This window comes from Chachezhania sediminis (assembly GCF_009765275.1).
GTDB classification, from domain to species: Bacteria; Pseudomonadota; Alphaproteobacteria; order Rhodobacterales; family Rhodobacteraceae; genus Chachezhania; species Chachezhania sediminis.
In genome coordinates this window covers 34,224-49,938 of record NZ_VOPH01000007.1, presented here as the reverse complement: position 1 = coordinate 49,938, position 15,715 = coordinate 34,224, and the positions used below count along the sequence as shown (strand labels likewise).

Below are 15,715 nucleotides of genomic sequence, written 5' to 3'. Positions count from 1 at the left end.
CCATGCAGATGAGTGGCAGGCCGATACTCTCCCGATCCGAATGGCCATTGCGCCGCGTCGCGTTGCCCGCCGGCATATCCGGCGGGCTGTGGCTGACCGAAATGCCGGGACGGTTCGCGCTCATGTCGGATTTCGTGTCGGCCGCGACCGAGGTCGGGATTTCGGGGCTGGTCTGTCTTGTCGATCCCGATCACCTGCCGGAAGCGTCACCCGACTATGCCGCGGCGCGGGCCGATGGCAGGCTGGCGATGGAGTTGCTGGACTTCGCCATCCCCGACTACGGAACACCTGGCGATCCGGCGGCCTTTGCCGCCTTCACGAAGAACCTGGCCGACCGTCTGGGACGCGCCGAAAGGCTGGCGATCCACTGCGCCGCAGGGGTCGGGCGCACCGGCCTGGCTGCCGTGATGGTGATGCGGGACCTGGGCCTGGCGCCCGATGCCGCGCTGGCCACGATCCGCGCGGCCGGGTCCAAGCCCGAGAACCCCGAACAGATGCAATACGTACTGGATCCCACCCATGCTTGAGCTTTGCTCTCTCAGTCGAAGCTTCGCCGATGTCCGGGCGGTAGACGCGGTGTCGCTGTCGGTCGCCCCCGGGGAATTCGTGGGCGTCATCGGCCGGTCCGGCGCCGGCAAGTCGACGCTTCTGAGGCTGATCAACCGGCTTGTCGAACCGACCGGGGGAGAAATCCGTTTCGACGGTGAAACGGTCAGCGGCCTGCGCGGACGGTCACTGCGCGACTGGCGGCGGCGGTCGGCCATGATCTTCCAGCAGTTCAACCTGATCGATCGGCTCAGCGTTCTCGACAACGTGCTGGTCGGGCGGGCCGCGTCGCTGCCCCGCTGGCGTAGCTGGACCATGGCCTGGCCCCCGGCCGATCGTGCCGTCGCGATCGAGGCGCTGGACAGGCTGGGCATTGCCGACCTTGCCCTGAAGCGGGCCGACCAGCTTTCGGGCGGCCAGCAGCAGCGCGTCGCCATTGCCCGGGCGCTGGTACAGAACCCGCAACTGATCCTTGCCGACGAACCCGTTGCCTCGCTCGATCCGCACAGCACGAAGCTGGTCATGGACTCGCTGGCCCGCATCAACCGCGAGGACGGGCTGACAGTCCTGGTCAACCTGCACCATCTGGAACTGGCCCGCGAATATTGCCGCCGTGTCGTAGGCGTGGCTGCGGGCCGGGTGGTCTTCGACGGGGCGATCGACGATCTGGACGCCGAAGCGATCCGGACCATCTACGGCGCGGCGCCGCAATGACTGCGGCGTCCGGAACCGTCGCCCGGATCGAGGCCCTGCGCAGCGCCGAAATGCGCCGCAAGCGCGGCTGGACGCTGCTGTTCGGCGCAATTCTGGCCCTACTGGTCGCGCTGTCCGCATACCAGGGCGAAGTGTCGTGGTCCAAGCTGGTCAACGGGTTGCCGCGGCTGGGGACCTATATCGGCCGTATCCTGCCCGACCTGTCCCTTCGCAGTCTCGGCCCGGACCTCGCCGACTGGATGTGGAACCTGCCGACATGGCTCTCGCTGCTTTTCGACACGCTGCTCATCGCATTCGTGTCCACCGTGATGGGCGCCGTGATCGGTTTCTTCCTGTCGTTCCCGGCCACGCGGAACCTCGGATTCGGCCCGGTGACGGCCCAAGTGGTACGACGGTTCCTGGAACTTCTGCGCACCGTGCCCGAACTGGTCTTCGCGCTGTTCTTCGTCTTCGCCTTCGGGCTGGGGCCGATGGCCGGCGTGCTGGCGATCACGCTGCATACCGCCGGGGTCCTCGGCAAGATGTTCGCCGAGATCAACGAGACGGTCAGCGACCGTTCGCTGGAAGGCATCGTCGCGGCCGGTGCCACGCGCGACCAGGTGATCCGACTTGGCGTCGTGCCACAGGTTGCCCCTGCCTTCATCAGCTACGTCCTGCTGCGTTTTGAAATCAATGTCCGCGCGGCATCTGTCATCGGTTTCGTCGGCGCAGGCGGGATCGGGCAGGAGCTGATGTTCGTCATCAACCAGTTCATCTACCACGATATCAGCGCGATCCTTGCCCTGCTGATCCTGACCGTCGCGCTGGTCGATATCGTCAGCGAAGCCATCCGTCACCGCATCATTTCCTCCGAGGTCGCCCATGTCCCCGCTGCCGCAAGCCAGGCTTGAAGCGCTCCATGCCCGCTACAGGGGCACTGTCTATCCACTGCCGGGCCCGTTGTGGCGCGGCCGCCTGTTCTGGATCGGCTTCACAGCCTGTTTCCTGGCCGCGTCCGCCCATCTCGGGCTGTCCCCATTGCGGTTCTGGGCTGGACTGGGCGATCTTGGAATCATCGCCGGCCAGATGTGGCCGCCGACGCACAAGGGGTTCCTGCCCGAATACCTGGGCGCCCTGGGCGAAACGCTGGCCATCGCGTTTCTCGGCACGCTGGCCGCCAGCCTGATCTCGCTGCCGCTGGGCTTTCTGGGCGCGCGCAACGTGATTCCGAACTGGCTGATCCATTTCAGCCTCCGGCGGGGGCTCGATGTCGTCCGCGGGGTGGACGTGCTGGTCTGGGCGCTGATCTTCGTGTCGGTGGTCGGGCTGGGCCCCTTCGCCGGTATCCTTGCCATCGCCTTCAACGACACTGGCGTTCTTGCCAAGATCTATGCCGAAGCGATCGAGAACGCCGACCGCAAGGCAAGCGAGGCTGTCCGCGCCGCAGGAGGGGACGAGGCCGATGTCGCCCGCCTGGCAATCCTGCCGCAGGTGTTCCCGGTGCTGATTTCCAACAGTCTCTATTTCTTCGAGGCAAACACGCGTTCGGCCACCATCCTGGGCGTCGTCGGCGCAGGGGGCATCGGCTATTTCCTGGCTGACAGGATCCGCGTCAGCGCCTGGAGCGACGCGGCCTTCATCATCCTTCTGATCCTGCCGACAGTTGCCATGATCGATGTTCTGTCGCGCTGGCTTCGCCGCCTCGCCCTGGGCCGCTGAGCCGCTGCCATGCGGAAGTCGGCCGGCGGGTATTGGCGTCGGGTCTGCGGCAGGTCGGCCTGGCAAGATCGGGTCAAGCCCTGGGCCAAGTTGGGAAGGACACACCTGCTCTGGTCATGAGTGCGCGGGCACAGCAGTTGCCACCCGACCTATGCGTTCGCGAGGAAGCGCGGCCCGATCAGTTGCAGACCGAAAGGGAATCCTGCCGGGGTTTTGCCGAAGGGCACCTGCAATGCGGGCAGGCCCATCAGCGTCACGGCATAGGTCGGGGCGATCCAGTCCACGTCGTCGTCCAACTCGGTGCCGGCAACGGTGCAGGGCCAGCCCTGGGTGATCGGGAACGGGTCGACCGGCACAGTCGGCGTGATCAGCACGTCGAACCGGGCGAACAGGTCCTGCCACCGGTGCCATAGAGCGGCACGCGTTGCGTGGGCTTTGGCGATCTGGTCGCCGGTCAGGCTGCGTCCAGCGGCGATATTGCGGGACAGGGCCGGTGCAAGCGTGTGGCCCCGGTCGAAAAGATCGCGGTACTGCACCGCCATCCAGAGCGCCCGCGCGACGCGATATGCATCGCGGGTTTCAGGCACGAAGAATCCGGAGTCTTCCGTCCGAACCAGGGCGCTGATGCGCTCCATTGCCAGCGCAAAGGCCCGGGCGGGGCCCGGATCGATCCCGATACCCGTGATGTCCGCCGCGAAGCCGATCCGAAGCGCCTCTGCCGGGGGCGTACCCGGATCTGCGTGGTGATCTGCGTGGTCGGGCACGGCGATGGCGCTTTCAGATGCGGGGCCCCGCATTGCGTCAAGGGCCAGCGCGATGTCGCCGGGGGTCCGAGCGATCGGCCCGTGTACCCTGCCGGTGTCCCAGGGATCGGGCACGGGATGGCTGGGGATCAGGCCGACCGTGGGGCGCAGGCCGTAGACGCCGCAGAAGGCGGCCGGCACCCGAAGGGAGCCGCCGAAATCCGTGCCCTCGGCCAAGGCAATCATGCCGGTCGCCGCGCCAACCGCGCCGCCGCCGGTAGAGCCGCCGGCCGACAGGCCGTGCTGGTATGGATTGTGCGTCGCTCCGAACACCTTGTTCACCGTGTTGGCGCCGGCGGCGAACTCGGGCGAGTTGGTCTTTCCGATCACGATCGCCCCCGCAGCCTCGAGCCGCCGGACGACCAGCGCGCTTTCGCTCGGGACGTGATCGGCGAAAAGCGGCGATCCGTAGGTGGTGCGCATGTTGCGCACCGGGGTCACGTCCTTGATCCTCGTGACCACCCCGGCAAGCGGACCCAGAGGCAGACCAGCTGCATGCGCGCTGTCGATGGCCCCTGCCCTTGCAATTGCCTGATCGGCAGCCAGGGTGCAGATGGCGTTGAGCGACGGGTTTCGGGCCGAGATTCGGTCCAGATGCGCCTCCACCAGGGCTGTCGCAGTCACCTGACCGGATCGCACCGCGGCCGTCTGTCCCCCGGCGCTGCTGTCGCACCAGGATGTCATTGCGGCTTGTCCTGGTCTGCGCCAGGCAGAATAAGACCCGACAGGTCGTCGAGCGTGCCGCGTGCAAGGCTGGCAAGGGGCCGTGGCGTGTCCCAACTGGGTCGCCGCCGCCAGACTTGAGGCGTAGTGATTTTTGATTATATTGAATACACGTCACGCACGAGGATCCTGCCATGTCCCGCACCACAACCATGACCGTCCGCCTCAGCGGTGCGCTCAGCGATTTCGTGGCGGCCAACGTCGGCGAGAACGGCTCTTACGAGAACATCAGCGAATACGTGCGCGACCTGATCCGGCGGGACAAGGAGCGGGCCGAGCAGGAGGCGTTCGATCGGCTGAAGGCCGAGCTGACCCGCGCTTTCGCCGCGCCCGAAACCAGCTACAAGCCGCTGACGGCGGCCGAGATTATCGCCCGCAACCGCGCCTGACCGGATGGCGATCCGGGTTCAGGAGGCGGCCGCGCTCCGCCTCGATGACATCTACCGCTATACGCGCGACCGATGGGGCGAAGCCCAGGCTGATCGCTATGTCACCGGCTTGTTCGAGGCGTTCGAACGGATCGAGGCCCATGGCGTCGCCTCGAAGCCTGTCCCGGCAGAATTCGGCGTCGACGGGTTCTTCTTCAGGTACGAGCACCACGTCGTCTATTGGCGCCGGCTGTCCGACGGCGATATCGGCATCGTCGCGATCCTCCATGAGCGCATGCATCAGATCGACAGGTTCAGGGAAGATTTTCGGTAAGCGCCCGGTAGCTACCGCGGCGGCAGGTCCTTGACACGTGCGATGATCTCGGGGTCGTCAACGAAGGTCTCCGGAAAGCCATGCAAATCCACGACCGACACCCGGGCATACATCGGCATATCCCTGAGTTCATCGCTCCCATCGTCCGTGAGTTCCGTGTGGTAGTCGCCATACCTGACCTGAACTCTGACAATACTGCCGCAGGACATGTTGTCGTCGTCGCCAGCGATGGGTTCGAGGGGGTCCAGATCCTCTTCAAGCAGGCTGACATCGTGACTGTGCAAGCAGTCATGGATTGTCTCAGCCATCTGGCCGCCTCGCTCTCTGGCTGGCTTCTCGGCTGGCCTTGGAACGGGATTGCCGGTTTCAGCCGGCAAGCTTCCGAACGCTTGTCCCGGAGAGGCCGGTGCAGCCGGACACATAAACGCGGGATGCGCCCTTCCGAACAGGGCAGCCCGAAAGATATTCCTTGCCGGCCTGCCCCTGGGCGAGAGGGGGCTAGCCAGGGCGCACAGCGGCAGCAGAGCCACGCGCAGTATGCTTGCATGCAAGCACCCCTTTGACCGTGCGAGGGCGGAGCCCTGAGCGATTTCGCAGTTCCAGGAAATTGGAATGAAGAATTCAAACCGCGTGCATTCTTTTTCAATTATCGGGCGCCGAAAAACGCTCCTTCAGCCTCTCGCCCGAGCATGCGCTGATCATTGATCAGCAGGTCGCGACCGGCTCCCATGCCTCGGCCAGCGACGTTGTATGCGTCGGTCTGCATGCGCTTCAGCATCGCAACCAGGCTGCCGTACCCTGGCTGCGCAAGAAGGTCGTGCCGGTCTATGACGTCATGCAGCCGACCCGGAGCGCGCCGTTCCGGCCAAGGACGTGTTCGATGGCGGCACGCTGCAGACCTCAAGGGGGACGTGTGACGGCGCCTGTGCACCTGAAGCAAAGGCCGACTTGGACGATCTGTATCGCTACATCGCCACGGCATCCCACCGGAGTTCTGCCCTTGCCCGAACTCAATCTTTGACAGCCCCCGCTGAACGCCTGAATGGCCCGGACCCGGTTTTTTGTTGCCGCGCGTCATGTTCTGAACGGACAGACCTCCGGCTCATGTTTTCCCGCTCCGGGACATGAAGGCGGTCCGGGCCGCGACATGTTCGGGCGAATTCAGCAGGGCCAGATAGGACGACATTTCCCGCGCCAGCAATGCATCCAGATCGCCGGCCGCCGCCGTGACCAAGGCCTTCACATGTGCCTTGGATTCCTGTCCGAAGCCCGCCAAGTCGCGCGCCGCGGCGCGGGCCCTGTCCAGAAGGTCATCGGGTTGGGTCAGATCGTCGACGATCCCGGCCTTAGCCGCTTCGGCAGCGTCCAAAATGGTCGACGACAGCAGCATGCGCCGGGCAATGCCATCCCCGGTGCGACGCGGCAGCGTGAAGGACAGGGCCAGATCGGGCGGCAGGCCGACCCGGCCGAACGAAGCCGAGAACCGTGCACTCGTATCCGCGACGACCTGATCGCAGCACAGCGCCAGCGAGAAACCGGCACCGAAAGCCACCCCGCCGACGGCGGCGACCGTGGGCTTGGTGCCCGCGATCAGAAGCTTCACGACGTCATGCAGAACCTGCATCCGCCGCTGCGCGATCTCCGGATCGCCGGTCATGGCCGCGATGTCACCGCCCGAACAGAACGCCCCGCCCGCGCCCGAAATCAGGATCGCCCGCACCCCCGCGTCGGTCTGGGCCCGCAAAGTCGCATCGCGGAAGGCCGCGCGCAGGTCATCGGTCAGGGCGTTCTTCTTTTCGGGAACATTGAGAACAAGGTGGAGGATGCCGTCATCCTCCAGCATTTCGATCAGGCAGCTCATGTCCTATCCTTCCAGCTTGAGATCGGTCGCAGAGGCATTCCGCGCCAGGATGGACCGCGCACGTGCAAGGACCGGCGCATCGATCATCATGCCGTCGACGGCCACCGCCTCGCCGGCGCTGGCCGCCAGGACGCGCCCGGCCCAGGCCACCATTTCGGACGACGGGGCGAAGCCCTGCAGCGCGGGCGGAATCTGAAACGGATGGATCAGAAGCTTGCCCCCCATGCCCAACCCGGCGGCATGCGCGGCATCATCGCGGATCAGGTCCGGATCCTTCAGGGCGGTGGTCACTCCGTCGACGGGCGCCGGCAGGCCGGCGAGGCGCGAGGCAATGACCAGATCCTGCCGCGGCCTCAGCAGCAGCGGGCGATCAAGGTCGCAGCCCAGATCGGCGCAGAAATCCACCGACCCGAAGACCAACCGACCCGCAGAGCGTGCTATGGCCGCCGCATGGACCAGTCCGGCCGCCGTTTCGATCAGCGCCAGCAGCGTCCGGCCCGGTGGAAGCGCTGCCGCCAGGGCCGTCATGTCATCCGCGCGTTCAGCCTTGGGCAGCATGACGCCGGCAAGATCCAGATCCGCGCACAAGGCGACATCGTCGCTATGCCATGGCGTGTCACGCGCGTTGATCCGCACGAAACATGCCCTGCCCTGCCGGGCGATCCCCGGAAAATGATCCGCCAGGGCATCCCGCGCCCTGGTCTTGGCATCGGCCGCCACTGCATCCTCAAGGTCGAAGATCACCGCGTCATGGGCTGCGGTCAGCGCCTTTTCGAACCGTTCCGGCCGGGAAGCCGGGACGAACAGCGGGAAATCACACGGGGTCAGGGGCGTCATTCCGGACCGCCAAGCCGCAGCGTGCCTTTCAGCACCTGGGTTCCGTCGTCCTGGTGCACCCAAACCGACCACCCGTCCCCCGCCGGTACGCCTCCGGTCGTGATCCGCTCGCCCACTTTCACGGGCGCGGTAAAGCGAATGTCCAGATGCTGACGGCCAGAGGTGCCGAACGTGGCTTCTATGGCGTTCAACAGCAGGTCCAGCGCCATCGCACCGTGGGCCACGGGTGCCCCGAACGGGGTCTTCGCCGCGAAGACGGCATCGACATGCAGCGGGTTGAAGTCGTTCGACAGGTCCGCATAGGCCGCCGTAACGTCGGGACTGGTTTCCAGCGAAAGTTCGCGAAGTTTCATGCCCCTGACCTCAGGCTGCCCAGATGGACCGGATCGTGCCGGTCATGATGACGCGGCCGGCGGTTCTGGCGACGATGCCGAAACGGACCCAGAAGCGGCCGTTGCGCTCTTCCTTCCCGGCGCAGTTGACCTCGATCGCGACGGTATCGCCCCAGACCACAGCGCCCTCCCGGAAATCGAGTTCCTGCGAGGCATGGATATTTCCGTCGGGGCGCGGCTGGATCGCGCGGATATAGGCCTCCATCATCGCAGTCACCAGCATACCCCGGGGCAACCGGTCTCCGGTCGGCCCGAAGATACGTTCCCAACTGGCGTGGCGTTCTGCATCCATTTCCACCTCGACCGTACCGAAGTCCTGGCCGGCTTCGAACCGTGCGAAGGTCCAGACGTCGCGATCTGCCGTGCCTGTCCCGGCCGCCTGATATGTCACTGCCATCCTCCTTCCGGGTCTGTCTCGCGCTTTATTTAAGCGGTACGTCCGGTTTATAAACGCCGAAGTACTGTGAAGCCAATAGGTGCGACCGGGCAACACCTAATTTTTCACAATAATCTGTCCTCTCTCACTGGGACAGGGGGCCTGCAAAACCGACCAACCGCGCCTTGCTTATCCCAAACGTCCGTCTTATTTAAACTCAGAACAAGGAGGAATCCCGTGCTGAAAGATAAAGTTGTCATCGTCACCGGCGCCGGTGGCGGCATCGGCAAGGCGCTTGCCGTCGAATGCGCCCAGGCCGGTGCGGCCGTCGTGGTCAATGACATCGGCGTGTCGCTGTCGGGCGAAACGGATGACCTTGGCGCCGCAGAAAAGGTCGTTCGCGAGATCAAGGACGCGGGCGGACGGGCCATTGCTTCGAACCACAGCGTGTCCGATCCGGGCGAAGCGCAGGCCATCGTTCAGACGGCCATCGGCACGTTCGGCAGGATTGATGGCGTGATCAACAACGCGGGCATCCTGCGCGACGGCTTCTTCCACAAGATGAGCTTCGAAAACTTCGATTCCGTGCTGAAAGTCCATCTCTATGGCAGTTTCAATGTCAGTCGCGCCGCCGCCCTGCATTTCAAGGAACAGGGATCAGGCGCCTTCGTGCACATGACGTCGACATCGGCCCTGATCGGCAACTTCGGGCAGGCCAACTACATGGCCGCCAAGATGGGCATCGCGGCGCTGTCGAAGTCGATCGCGCTGGACATGGAACGTTTCGGCGTCAAATCGAACTGCATCGCCCCCTTCGCATGGAGCCGGATGACCAGTTCGCTGCCCACCGACACGCCTGAACAGATCGCCCGCGTCGAAAAGTTCAAACAAATGGTCCCGGAAAAGATCGCGCCGCTTGCGATCTCGCTTCTGTCGGGCGACGCACGCGTGCCCTCCGGCCAGATCTTCTGCGTCCGCAACAACGAGATCATGCTGATGAGCCAGCCGCGCCCGGTCCGGTCCGTCCATTCCGGCGACGGTTGGACGGCGGACAGCGTGCTGGACCACGCCCTGCCGGCGATGGCGGCGCAGTTCTGTCCGTTGGAGCGGTCCGAGCATGTGTTCACTTGGGACCCGGTCTGACCGCCCCCGCAGCCGACAGGACATCCGATGAGCGACGACTACGACATGATCCGGGACGAAGTGCGCAAGCTTTGTGCCAATTACCCGGATGAATACTGGCGGACACTGGACGCCGAACGGAAATATCCGTCGGAATTCGTGGATGCGCTGACCAAAGCGGGCTATCTGTCCGTTCTGATCCCCGAGGAGTACGGCGGCACCGGCCTTGGCCTGTCTGCGGCCGCGGCGATCCTTGAGACCGTTCAGGAAATGGGCTGCAACGGCGCCGCCTGCCACGCCCAGCTTTACGTCATGGGCACGATCCTGCGCCACGGCTCGGACGCGCAGAAGCAGAAGTACCTGCCCGGGATCGCCTCGGGCGACCTGCGCCTGCAGGCCTTCGGGGTGACGGAACCGACCAGCGGCACCGACACGACCTCGATCCGGACCTTCGCGGCAAGGGACGGCGACAGCTATGTCGTGAACGGCCAGAAGGTCTGGACCAGCCGGGCCGAACATTCGGACCTGATGATCCTGCTGGCGCGGACCACGAAGAAGGACGAGGTATCGAAGAAGACCGACGGCATATCCACCTTCATCGTCGACATGCGGGACATCCCGGAGGACCAGCTGGAAATCCGGCCGATCCGCACGATGATGAACCACAACTCGACCGAAATCTTCATCAAGGACATGCGGATTCCCGCCAGCGCCCTGATCGGCGAGGAAGGCAAGGGTTTCAAGTACATCCTGACCGGCATGAATGCCGAACGGCTGCTGATCGCGTCGGAATGCGTGGGCGATGCCAAGTGGTTCATCAAGCGCGGTGTCGATTACGCCAAGGATCGCCATGTCTTCGGCCGTGCCATCGGCCAGAACCAGGGCATCCAGTTCCCCATCGCCAAGTCCTATGCCGCCATGCGCGCGGCCGAACTGATGGTGCGTGAAGGCATTCGCAGGTACGAGGCCGGCGAAAACTGCGGAGCCGAGGCCAACATCGCCAAGATGCTGGCCGCCGATGCCTCGTGGGAGGCGGCGAATGCCTGCATCCAGACCCATGGCGGCTTCGGTTTTGCCGAGGAATACGACGTCGAACGGAAGTTCCGGGAAACAAGGCTGTATCAAGTCGCCCCGATTTCGACCAACCTGATCCTGTCCTTCATCGCCGAGCACGTGCTGGGCATGCCACGCAGCTACTAAGGAGCCTGCCATGACCCGACGCGCCGCCATCGTGGCCCCCCTGCGCACGCCGATCGGCAGATTTGGCGGCGCATTCCGGGACCTTCCGGTCGAAGATCTGGGCGCCACGGTTGTGCGCGCCGTGGTCGAACGGACCGGGATCGATCCGATGCAGATCGAGGATCTGGTCTTTGCCCAGTCCTATGCCAACAGCGAAACCCCCTGCATCGGGCGCTGGCTGGCGCTGTCGGCCGGCCTGCCGATCGAGGTGCCTGGGATGCAGCTGGACCGGCGCTGCGGCGGCGGGCTTCAGTCCATTGCCACTGCGGCGATGATGGTCGAAACCGGGGCCTGCGACGTGGTGCTGGCCGGCGGTGTAGAAAGCATGAGCCGGATCGAACATTACACGACCGACATGCGCTGGGGCAAACGGGCCGGGTCGAGCACGCTGCACGACCGGCTGGACCGCGGCCGCGAACGGTCGCAGCCGGTGGACCGGTTCGGCGTGATCTCGGGCATGGTGGAAACGGCGGAAAACCTGGCCCGCGACTATGCCATCAGCCGCGAGGACTGCGACCGCTTCGCGGCCGCAAGTCACGTGAAGGCCGCTGCCGCCTGGTCGGACGGGCGCTTCGCGCAGGAGGTCGTGCCGGTATCGGTGCCCCAACGGCGCGGCGAGGACGTCATGGTGACCGGGGACGAAGGCATCCGCGCGGACACGACGCCCGAAAGCCTGGGCAAGCTGCGCGCGATCATGAAGGACGGCGTTGTCACGGCCGGCAATGCCAGCCAGCAGAACGATGCCGCCGCCGCCTGCCTGATCGTGGCCGAAGACCGGCTGGCCGATCTGGGCCTGACGCCTTCGGCCTTCCTTGTGGGCTGGGCCGCGGCCGGCTGCGCGCCGTCGCATATGGGCATCGGCCCGGTGCCGGCGACGGCAAGGGTGATGGCACGGACCGGGCTGAGCCTTGACCGGATGGACCTGATCGAAGTGAACGAGGCTTTCGCCTGCCAGGTCCTGTCGGTCCTGCAGGAATGGGGCATGGGTCACGACGATCCGCGGCTGAACGTCAACGGATCCGGGATCTCGCTGGGCCATCCCATCGGCGCCACCGGCAGCCGGATCATGACGACGCTGCTGCACGAGATGGGCCGCCGCAAGGCGCGCTTTGGCCTGGAAACGATGTGCATCGGCGGCGGACAAGGCATGGCCGCAATCTTCGAGGCCGCGTGATGCCGCGGGTCGTCGAACCCGGGGCGCTGGACCTCTCCGGGCTGATCCTCCCGGACGAGACGATCTGCTGGGGACAGGCCTCGGCCGAACCCCTGACGCTGACCCGCGCGTTGATGGCGCAACGCCATGCGCTTGGCGGGGTCGAGGCCTTTGTCGGCGTCAGCTGGAACGACACGGTGGACCCGTCCCATGCCGATGCCATCCGGTTCCGGTCCTATTGCGGGGCCGGCCGCACGCGAAGCCTCCATGGCGCTGGCAAGCTGGATATCCTGCCGGTGCACTATTCGGATTTCGGCCGCTATCTGACGCCGCGGATCGATGTCCTGTTCCTGCAACTTGGGCCCGGGCGCAGAAACGGAACCTACAGCTTCGGCCTGGCTTGCGAATACCTGTGGCCGCTGGTCCGTTCTGCCCGGCTGGTGATCGCCGAAGTGAACGACCGGGCGCCATCGACCCCCGGGCTGGTCCAGATCGACGAGGCCGACATCGACATCGTCGTCCCCAGTTCGGTCGAGATTCCGGTGCCACCCGCGGCCGAGGTGACCGACCAGCATCGCGCCATGGCCCGGATCATCGCCGATCAGGTCCCGGACGGGGCAACGCTGCAAGTGGGGCTTGGCGCCATCCCGGCCGCGATCCTCGATGCGCTGGAAGGGCACCGGGCGCTTGGCATACATACCGGGCTTTATGTCGACGGCTTCACCCGGCTGATCCAGGCCGGCGCCGTCGACAACAGCCGCAAGGGCATGGATGCAGGCTATTCCGTGGCCGGTCTGATCACCGGCACGGCCGACACCTTGCGGATGTGCCGCGACACAGACCTGATCCGGCTGGCGCCCACGTCCCATACCCATGCGCTTGATCACCTGGCCCGGCTGAATGCCTTCGTGTCGGTCAACTCTGCCATCGAGGTGGATCTGACCGGCCAAACCAATGCCGAAGTCGCGGGATCGTCCTATGTCGGCGCCGTCGGCGGCGGCCCGGATTTCGCACGGGGTGCCGCCATGTCGCCCGGCGGTCTGCCGATCTGCGCCCTGCCCGCCGCGCGGCAGACGCGCGGGGGCGGTTTGATCTCGTCCATCGTGCCGGCACTGTCCGGCCCCGTCAGCCTGTCGCGCGCGGATGCAGGGATTATCGTCACCGAATTCGGCATGGCGGACCTGCGCGGCCGGACCCTGCGGGAACGGGTGCGCGCCATGGTGGACATCGCCCATCCCGACCTGCGCGAGGATCTGGCCCGCCAGGCGCACGACCTGGGCCTTGCGACCGACTAGGATCGCAGGAGCTGCCGTCCAGGACAGGCGCGCGCGTTGCCATTCGCACCCCGCCCCGGCCTTCAGGATACTGCCATCGCGGGACCGCAGGTCCAGACCACTGGGCTCATCGACCTGGGTGCAAAACCTGTGGCCGGGCTGAATTATTATTGGACCGGATAACCGGTTTATGTAATGACCGAAGACGCGAGGAGGACCACGATGCAGATCACAACACGCGTAACCAGAGCTTCTGGGGATCGAAGCGCCGATCGTCATGGGCGGGCTGACATTCTATGGGCGTGCGGAATTGGCAGCCGCGGTATCGAATGCGGGTGGTCTGGGGATGCTGACGGCCGGTTCGCCCGAAGCACTGTCGCGCGAGATCAAGCGCTGCCGGGACCTGACGGACCGGCCCTTGGGGTGAACCTGTCGATCCTGCCGACGATCAATCCAGTACCTTATGACGACTGTCGCCGCGCAATCATCGACGGCGGCATCGTCTGGGGAGGTCAGGTCATGGGCCTGATCCACGATCTGCCGACCTGCGCAGACCTGATCGGCCGCATGGTGGCAGAGGTCGTCGCACGCCATCGGGCGGTCGCCGGCATGCTGGCATGACAAATATTTGACCATCTGGCCGGATTTTCTATGAAAACCGACATAACATTCAGGCCATCGCGCGACGGGTGCTTGATGATCGGCGGGCACGCTGATACCCCTATCGCAATCCGTCCGAACGGTTCGAGAATTCATGGCCCGCACGCAGTCGAAGCTTTACCCGGAAATCCGACAGGGCATCCTGAAATCGGCAGCCGAACTTTTTGCGCGCAAGGGCTTTTCGACGACCACCATCGTCGACCTGGCCGAGGCCTGCAATTCCTCGCGCGGGGCGCTTTACCACTACTTCGCCTCGAAAGAGGAAATCCTGACGCGGATCCTGGAAGAGCATGTCTCGACCATGTTGACCGTGCTCGTGGACGTCGGCGAACAGCGGCTGGAGCCCAAGGACCATCTGCGGACCGTCGCCCGGACGATCATGCGGATGAATTCGGAAAACCAATCCGAACAGATCGTCTTGCTGAACGACTGGAACCAGCTGGAAGAAAAGAAGCGGCAGGAAATCGGTGCGATGCAACGCCGGATCGTCGCGCTCATCCGGGACATTCTTTCGCGGCTGGACCACGAACACCGCATGACCCCGCGCTTTGCCACAAGCTATGCGATGTCGCTTCTGGGATCGCTGAACTATACCTACGCGTGGTTCGATCCCAAGGGCCCGGTTTCGGCCGAGGATTATGCAGATCAGGTGATCGACGTCTTTCTGAACGGGTTCCTGTCCGCACCGCACTGATCCGGCCGATCAGAAGGACATTCCCCACATGACAACAGAACAGATGGATGCGGTCCGTGACCGCATCGCGGCGACGATTGGCGACTGGGGCCGCGGCACCACGCTGGAAGAGATGCGCGCAGGCTTCGCCGAGCTCGTCTCGGCCGGGCGGCGGCCTGCACAGACGGCGGTCGATGCCGGCGGCATTCCCGGGGCCTGGTTCGGCGGTCCGCCCGAACCGGGGGACACGGTGATCTTCTATTGCCATGGCGGCGGCTATCAGATGGGGTCCATCCTCTCGCACGGACCGCTTATGGCGGATCTGGCAGAAGGTTCAGGCGCACGGGTCCTGGGCTTCGATTATCGCGTTGCGCCCGAGCACAGGTATCCGGCGGCGCTGGACGATACGCTGGCCGTCTATCGCTGGGTATTGGATCAGGGAATCGAACCGTCCCGCATGGCCATCGCCGGCGACAGCGCGGGCGCAGGGCTGGCGCTGGCGGCAATGCTGCGGATGCGCGACCAGGATCTGCCCCTGCCGGCGGCGGCGGTGTTCCTGTCGCCCTGGCTGGACATGCAGGCACGATCCGACAGTTACGACACGAAGGCCCCGCTGGATCCGCTGACCCAGCGGGGCAAGGTCGCGGCCATGGTCCGGACCTATCTGGGCCGGGACGGCGATCCGACGGATTCCTTCGCCTCGCCCATCGATGGCGACATGACCGGGCTTCCGCCGATCCTGGTCCATGTCGGCGGGCACGAAACCGTGCTGGGCGACAGCGAGTTGTTGGCGGACCGGGCCGCGGCCGCAGGGACCAGCGTCGAGGTCGTGGTCTGGGACGGCATGATCCATCACTTCCAGGTCTTCCCGGAACTGGACGAGGCCCGCGCCTCGCTGGACGGGATCGGGGCCTGGCTGCGCAGGCGGTTGGGATAGGCAGG

The 15,715-nt window shown here is 65.2% G+C and carries 20 protein-coding genes; 14 read left to right on the top strand and 6 right to left on the bottom strand.

What is annotated here, in order from left to right:
* Window positions 1–8 precede the first annotated feature (8 nt).
* The 4 genes from FQK05_RS18790 to phnE (FQK05_RS18775) are packed head-to-tail and all read left to right on the top strand — an operon-like array spanning window position 9 to window position 2,958.
* Window positions 9–527 carry a protein-tyrosine phosphatase family protein gene (locus FQK05_RS18790; protein WP_158969763.1) on the top strand — a complete coding sequence of 173 codons (519 nt, stop codon included), beginning with the start codon at window positions 9–11 and terminating at the stop codon, window positions 525–527.
* Window positions 520–1,260, top strand: coding sequence for a phosphonate ABC transporter ATP-binding protein (gene phnC / locus FQK05_RS18785; RefSeq protein WP_158969760.1), 741 nt, complete (start codon window positions 520–522; stop codon window positions 1,258–1,260). The genes FQK05_RS18790 and phnC overlap by 8 nt, the downstream gene beginning before the upstream one ends.
* Window positions 1,257–2,150: a phosphonate ABC transporter, permease protein PhnE gene (gene phnE / locus FQK05_RS18780; protein WP_158969758.1), complete on the top strand. Its 894-nt coding sequence runs from the start codon at window positions 1,257–1,259 to the stop codon at window positions 2,148–2,150. The genes phnC and phnE (FQK05_RS18780) overlap by 4 nt, the downstream gene beginning before the upstream one ends.
* The gene (gene phnE / locus FQK05_RS18775; protein ID WP_158969756.1) at window positions 2,122–2,958 is read left to right on the top strand and encodes a phosphonate ABC transporter, permease protein PhnE; all 837 of its coding nucleotides are present in this window, start codon (window positions 2,122–2,124) and stop codon (window positions 2,956–2,958) included. Before phnE (FQK05_RS18780) ends, phnE (FQK05_RS18775) begins: the two co-directional genes overlap by 29 nt.
* Window positions 2,959–3,107: 149 nt before the next feature.
* On the opposite strand, the gene FQK05_RS18770 is transcribed toward phnE (FQK05_RS18775), so the two are convergent.
* Window positions 3,108–4,445 carry an amidase gene (locus FQK05_RS18770; RefSeq protein ID WP_158969754.1) on the bottom strand — a complete coding sequence of 446 codons (1,338 nt, stop codon included), beginning with the start codon at window positions 4,443–4,445 and terminating at the stop codon, window positions 3,108–3,110.
* Between the two features lie 173 nt (window positions 4,446–4,618).
* Here FQK05_RS18770 and FQK05_RS18765 point away from each other — a divergent pair, with 173 nt between their 5' ends.
* Window positions 4,619–4,873 carry a ribbon-helix-helix domain-containing protein gene (locus FQK05_RS18765; RefSeq protein WP_158969752.1) on the top strand — a complete coding sequence of 85 codons (255 nt, stop codon included), beginning with the start codon at window positions 4,619–4,621 and terminating at the stop codon, window positions 4,871–4,873.
* A 4-nt stretch (window positions 4,874–4,877) separates the two neighbouring features.
* Window positions 4,878–5,186 carry a type II toxin-antitoxin system RelE/ParE family toxin gene (locus FQK05_RS18760; protein WP_158969750.1) on the top strand — a complete coding sequence of 103 codons (309 nt, stop codon included), beginning with the start codon at window positions 4,878–4,880 and terminating at the stop codon, window positions 5,184–5,186.
* An 11-nt stretch (window positions 5,187–5,197) separates the two neighbouring features.
* Here FQK05_RS18760 and FQK05_RS18755 read toward each other — a convergent pair whose 3' ends face one another.
* The 5 genes from FQK05_RS18755 to FQK05_RS18735 form a co-directional block, all read right to left on the bottom strand.
* Complete coding sequence (locus tag FQK05_RS18755; protein ID WP_158969748.1) at window positions 5,198–5,494, bottom strand: hypothetical protein; 297 nt, start codon at window positions 5,492–5,494, stop codon at window positions 5,198–5,200.
* 794 nt (window positions 5,495–6,288) lie between these two features.
* Window positions 6,289–7,047 (bottom strand): enoyl-CoA hydratase/isomerase family protein, encoded by a 759-nt coding sequence (locus FQK05_RS18750; RefSeq protein ID WP_158969747.1) that lies wholly within the window; start codon window positions 7,045–7,047, stop codon window positions 6,289–6,291.
* A 3-nt stretch (window positions 7,048–7,050) separates the two neighbouring features.
* Window positions 7,051–7,884 carry an HpcH/HpaI aldolase/citrate lyase family protein gene (locus FQK05_RS18745; protein WP_158969745.1) on the bottom strand — a complete coding sequence of 278 codons (834 nt, stop codon included), beginning with the start codon at window positions 7,882–7,884 and terminating at the stop codon, window positions 7,051–7,053.
* A complete protein-coding gene (locus FQK05_RS18740) occupies window positions 7,881–8,237 on the bottom strand; it encodes a MaoC family dehydratase (RefSeq protein ID WP_158969743.1) in 357 nt (118 codons plus the stop codon). Before FQK05_RS18740 ends, FQK05_RS18745 begins: the two co-directional genes overlap by 4 nt.
* 10 nt (window positions 8,238–8,247) lie before the next feature.
* A complete protein-coding gene (locus FQK05_RS18735) occupies window positions 8,248–8,667 on the bottom strand; it encodes a hypothetical protein (protein WP_158969741.1) in 420 nt (139 codons plus the stop codon).
* A 222-nt stretch (window positions 8,668–8,889) separates the two neighbouring features.
* On the opposite strand from FQK05_RS18735, the gene FQK05_RS18730 reads away from it, so the two are divergent.
* The 8 genes from FQK05_RS18730 to FQK05_RS18700 all read left to right on the top strand — a co-directional run bounded on the left by FQK05_RS18730 (window position 8,890) and on the right by FQK05_RS18700 (window position 15,710).
* Window positions 8,890–9,795: an SDR family NAD(P)-dependent oxidoreductase gene (locus FQK05_RS18730; RefSeq protein WP_158969739.1), complete on the top strand. Its 906-nt coding sequence runs from the start codon at window positions 8,890–8,892 to the stop codon at window positions 9,793–9,795.
* Between the two features lie 27 nt (window positions 9,796–9,822).
* Window positions 9,823–10,974 (top strand): acyl-CoA dehydrogenase family protein, encoded by a 1,152-nt coding sequence (locus tag FQK05_RS18725; protein WP_158969737.1) that lies wholly within the window; start codon window positions 9,823–9,825, stop codon window positions 10,972–10,974.
* 10 nt (window positions 10,975–10,984) lie between these two features.
* Window positions 10,985–12,187 carry an acetyl-CoA C-acetyltransferase gene (locus tag FQK05_RS18720; protein ID WP_158969735.1) on the top strand — a complete coding sequence of 401 codons (1,203 nt, stop codon included), beginning with the start codon at window positions 10,985–10,987 and terminating at the stop codon, window positions 12,185–12,187.
* A complete protein-coding gene (locus tag FQK05_RS18715) occupies window positions 12,187–13,461 on the top strand; it encodes an acetyl-CoA hydrolase/transferase family protein (protein WP_158969733.1) in 1,275 nt (424 codons plus the stop codon). Before FQK05_RS18720 ends, FQK05_RS18715 begins: the two co-directional genes overlap by 1 nt.
* A gap of 256 nt (window positions 13,462–13,717) precedes the next feature.
* Window positions 13,718–13,867 (top strand): nitronate monooxygenase, encoded by a 150-nt coding sequence (locus FQK05_RS26195; protein WP_325063906.1) that lies wholly within the window; start codon window positions 13,718–13,720, stop codon window positions 13,865–13,867.
* Window positions 13,864–14,061 carry a hypothetical protein gene (locus FQK05_RS26420; RefSeq protein ID WP_325063905.1) on the top strand — a complete coding sequence of 66 codons (198 nt, stop codon included), beginning with the start codon at window positions 13,864–13,866 and terminating at the stop codon, window positions 14,059–14,061. Before FQK05_RS26195 ends, FQK05_RS26420 begins: the two co-directional genes overlap by 4 nt.
* A gap of 133 nt (window positions 14,062–14,194) precedes the next feature.
* A complete protein-coding gene (locus FQK05_RS18705; protein WP_158969731.1) occupies window positions 14,195–14,794 on the top strand; it encodes a TetR/AcrR family transcriptional regulator in 600 nt (199 codons plus the stop codon).
* Between the two features lie 28 nt (window positions 14,795–14,822).
* Window positions 14,823–15,710 carry an alpha/beta hydrolase gene (locus FQK05_RS18700; RefSeq protein WP_158969729.1) on the top strand — a complete coding sequence of 296 codons (888 nt, stop codon included), beginning with the start codon at window positions 14,823–14,825 and terminating at the stop codon, window positions 15,708–15,710.
* Window positions 15,711–15,715: the final 5 nt, after the last annotated feature.

What these genes read in the sequence shown, in the direction of transcription:
- FQK05_RS18790 (WP_158969763.1), top strand. Translation starts at nt 9, where the DNA reads ATGAGTGGCAGGCCGATACTCTCCCGATCCGAATGGCCATTGCGCCGC.
- phnC (WP_158969760.1), top strand. Translation starts at nt 520, where the DNA reads ATGCTTGAGCTTTGCTCTCTCAGTCGAAGCTTCGCCGATGTCCGGGCG.
- phnE (WP_158969758.1), top strand. Translation starts at nt 1,257, where the DNA reads ATGACTGCGGCGTCCGGAACCGTCGCCCGGATCGAGGCCCTGCGCAGC.
- phnE (WP_158969756.1), top strand. Translation starts at nt 2,122, where the DNA reads ATGTCCCCGCTGCCGCAAGCCAGGCTTGAAGCGCTCCATGCCCGCTAC.
- FQK05_RS18770 (WP_158969754.1), bottom strand. Translation starts at nt 4,445, where the DNA reads ATGACATCCTGGTGCGACAGCAGCGCCGGGGGACAGACGGCCGCGGTG.
- FQK05_RS18765 (WP_158969752.1), top strand. Translation starts at nt 4,619, where the DNA reads ATGTCCCGCACCACAACCATGACCGTCCGCCTCAGCGGTGCGCTCAGC.
- FQK05_RS18760 (WP_158969750.1), top strand. Translation starts at nt 4,878, where the DNA reads ATGGCGATCCGGGTTCAGGAGGCGGCCGCGCTCCGCCTCGATGACATC.
- FQK05_RS18755 (WP_158969748.1), bottom strand. Translation starts at nt 5,494, where the DNA reads ATGGCTGAGACAATCCATGACTGCTTGCACAGTCACGATGTCAGCCTG.
- FQK05_RS18750 (WP_158969747.1), bottom strand. Translation starts at nt 7,047, where the DNA reads ATGAGCTGCCTGATCGAAATGCTGGAGGATGACGGCATCCTCCACCTT.
- FQK05_RS18745 (WP_158969745.1), bottom strand. Translation starts at nt 7,884, where the DNA reads ATGACGCCCCTGACCCCGTGTGATTTCCCGCTGTTCGTCCCGGCTTCC.
- FQK05_RS18740 (WP_158969743.1), bottom strand. Translation starts at nt 8,237, where the DNA reads ATGAAACTTCGCGAACTTTCGCTGGAAACCAGTCCCGACGTTACGGCG.
- FQK05_RS18725 (WP_158969737.1), top strand. Translation starts at nt 9,823, where the DNA reads ATGAGCGACGACTACGACATGATCCGGGACGAAGTGCGCAAGCTTTGT.
- FQK05_RS18720 (WP_158969735.1), top strand. Translation starts at nt 10,985, where the DNA reads ATGACCCGACGCGCCGCCATCGTGGCCCCCCTGCGCACGCCGATCGGC.
- FQK05_RS18715 (WP_158969733.1), top strand. Translation starts at nt 12,187, where the DNA reads ATGCCGCGGGTCGTCGAACCCGGGGCGCTGGACCTCTCCGGGCTGATC.
- FQK05_RS26195 (WP_325063906.1), top strand. Translation starts at nt 13,718, where the DNA reads ATGGGCGGGCTGACATTCTATGGGCGTGCGGAATTGGCAGCCGCGGTA.
- FQK05_RS18705 (WP_158969731.1), top strand. Translation starts at nt 14,195, where the DNA reads ATGGCCCGCACGCAGTCGAAGCTTTACCCGGAAATCCGACAGGGCATC.
- FQK05_RS18700 (WP_158969729.1), top strand. Translation starts at nt 14,823, where the DNA reads ATGACAACAGAACAGATGGATGCGGTCCGTGACCGCATCGCGGCGACG.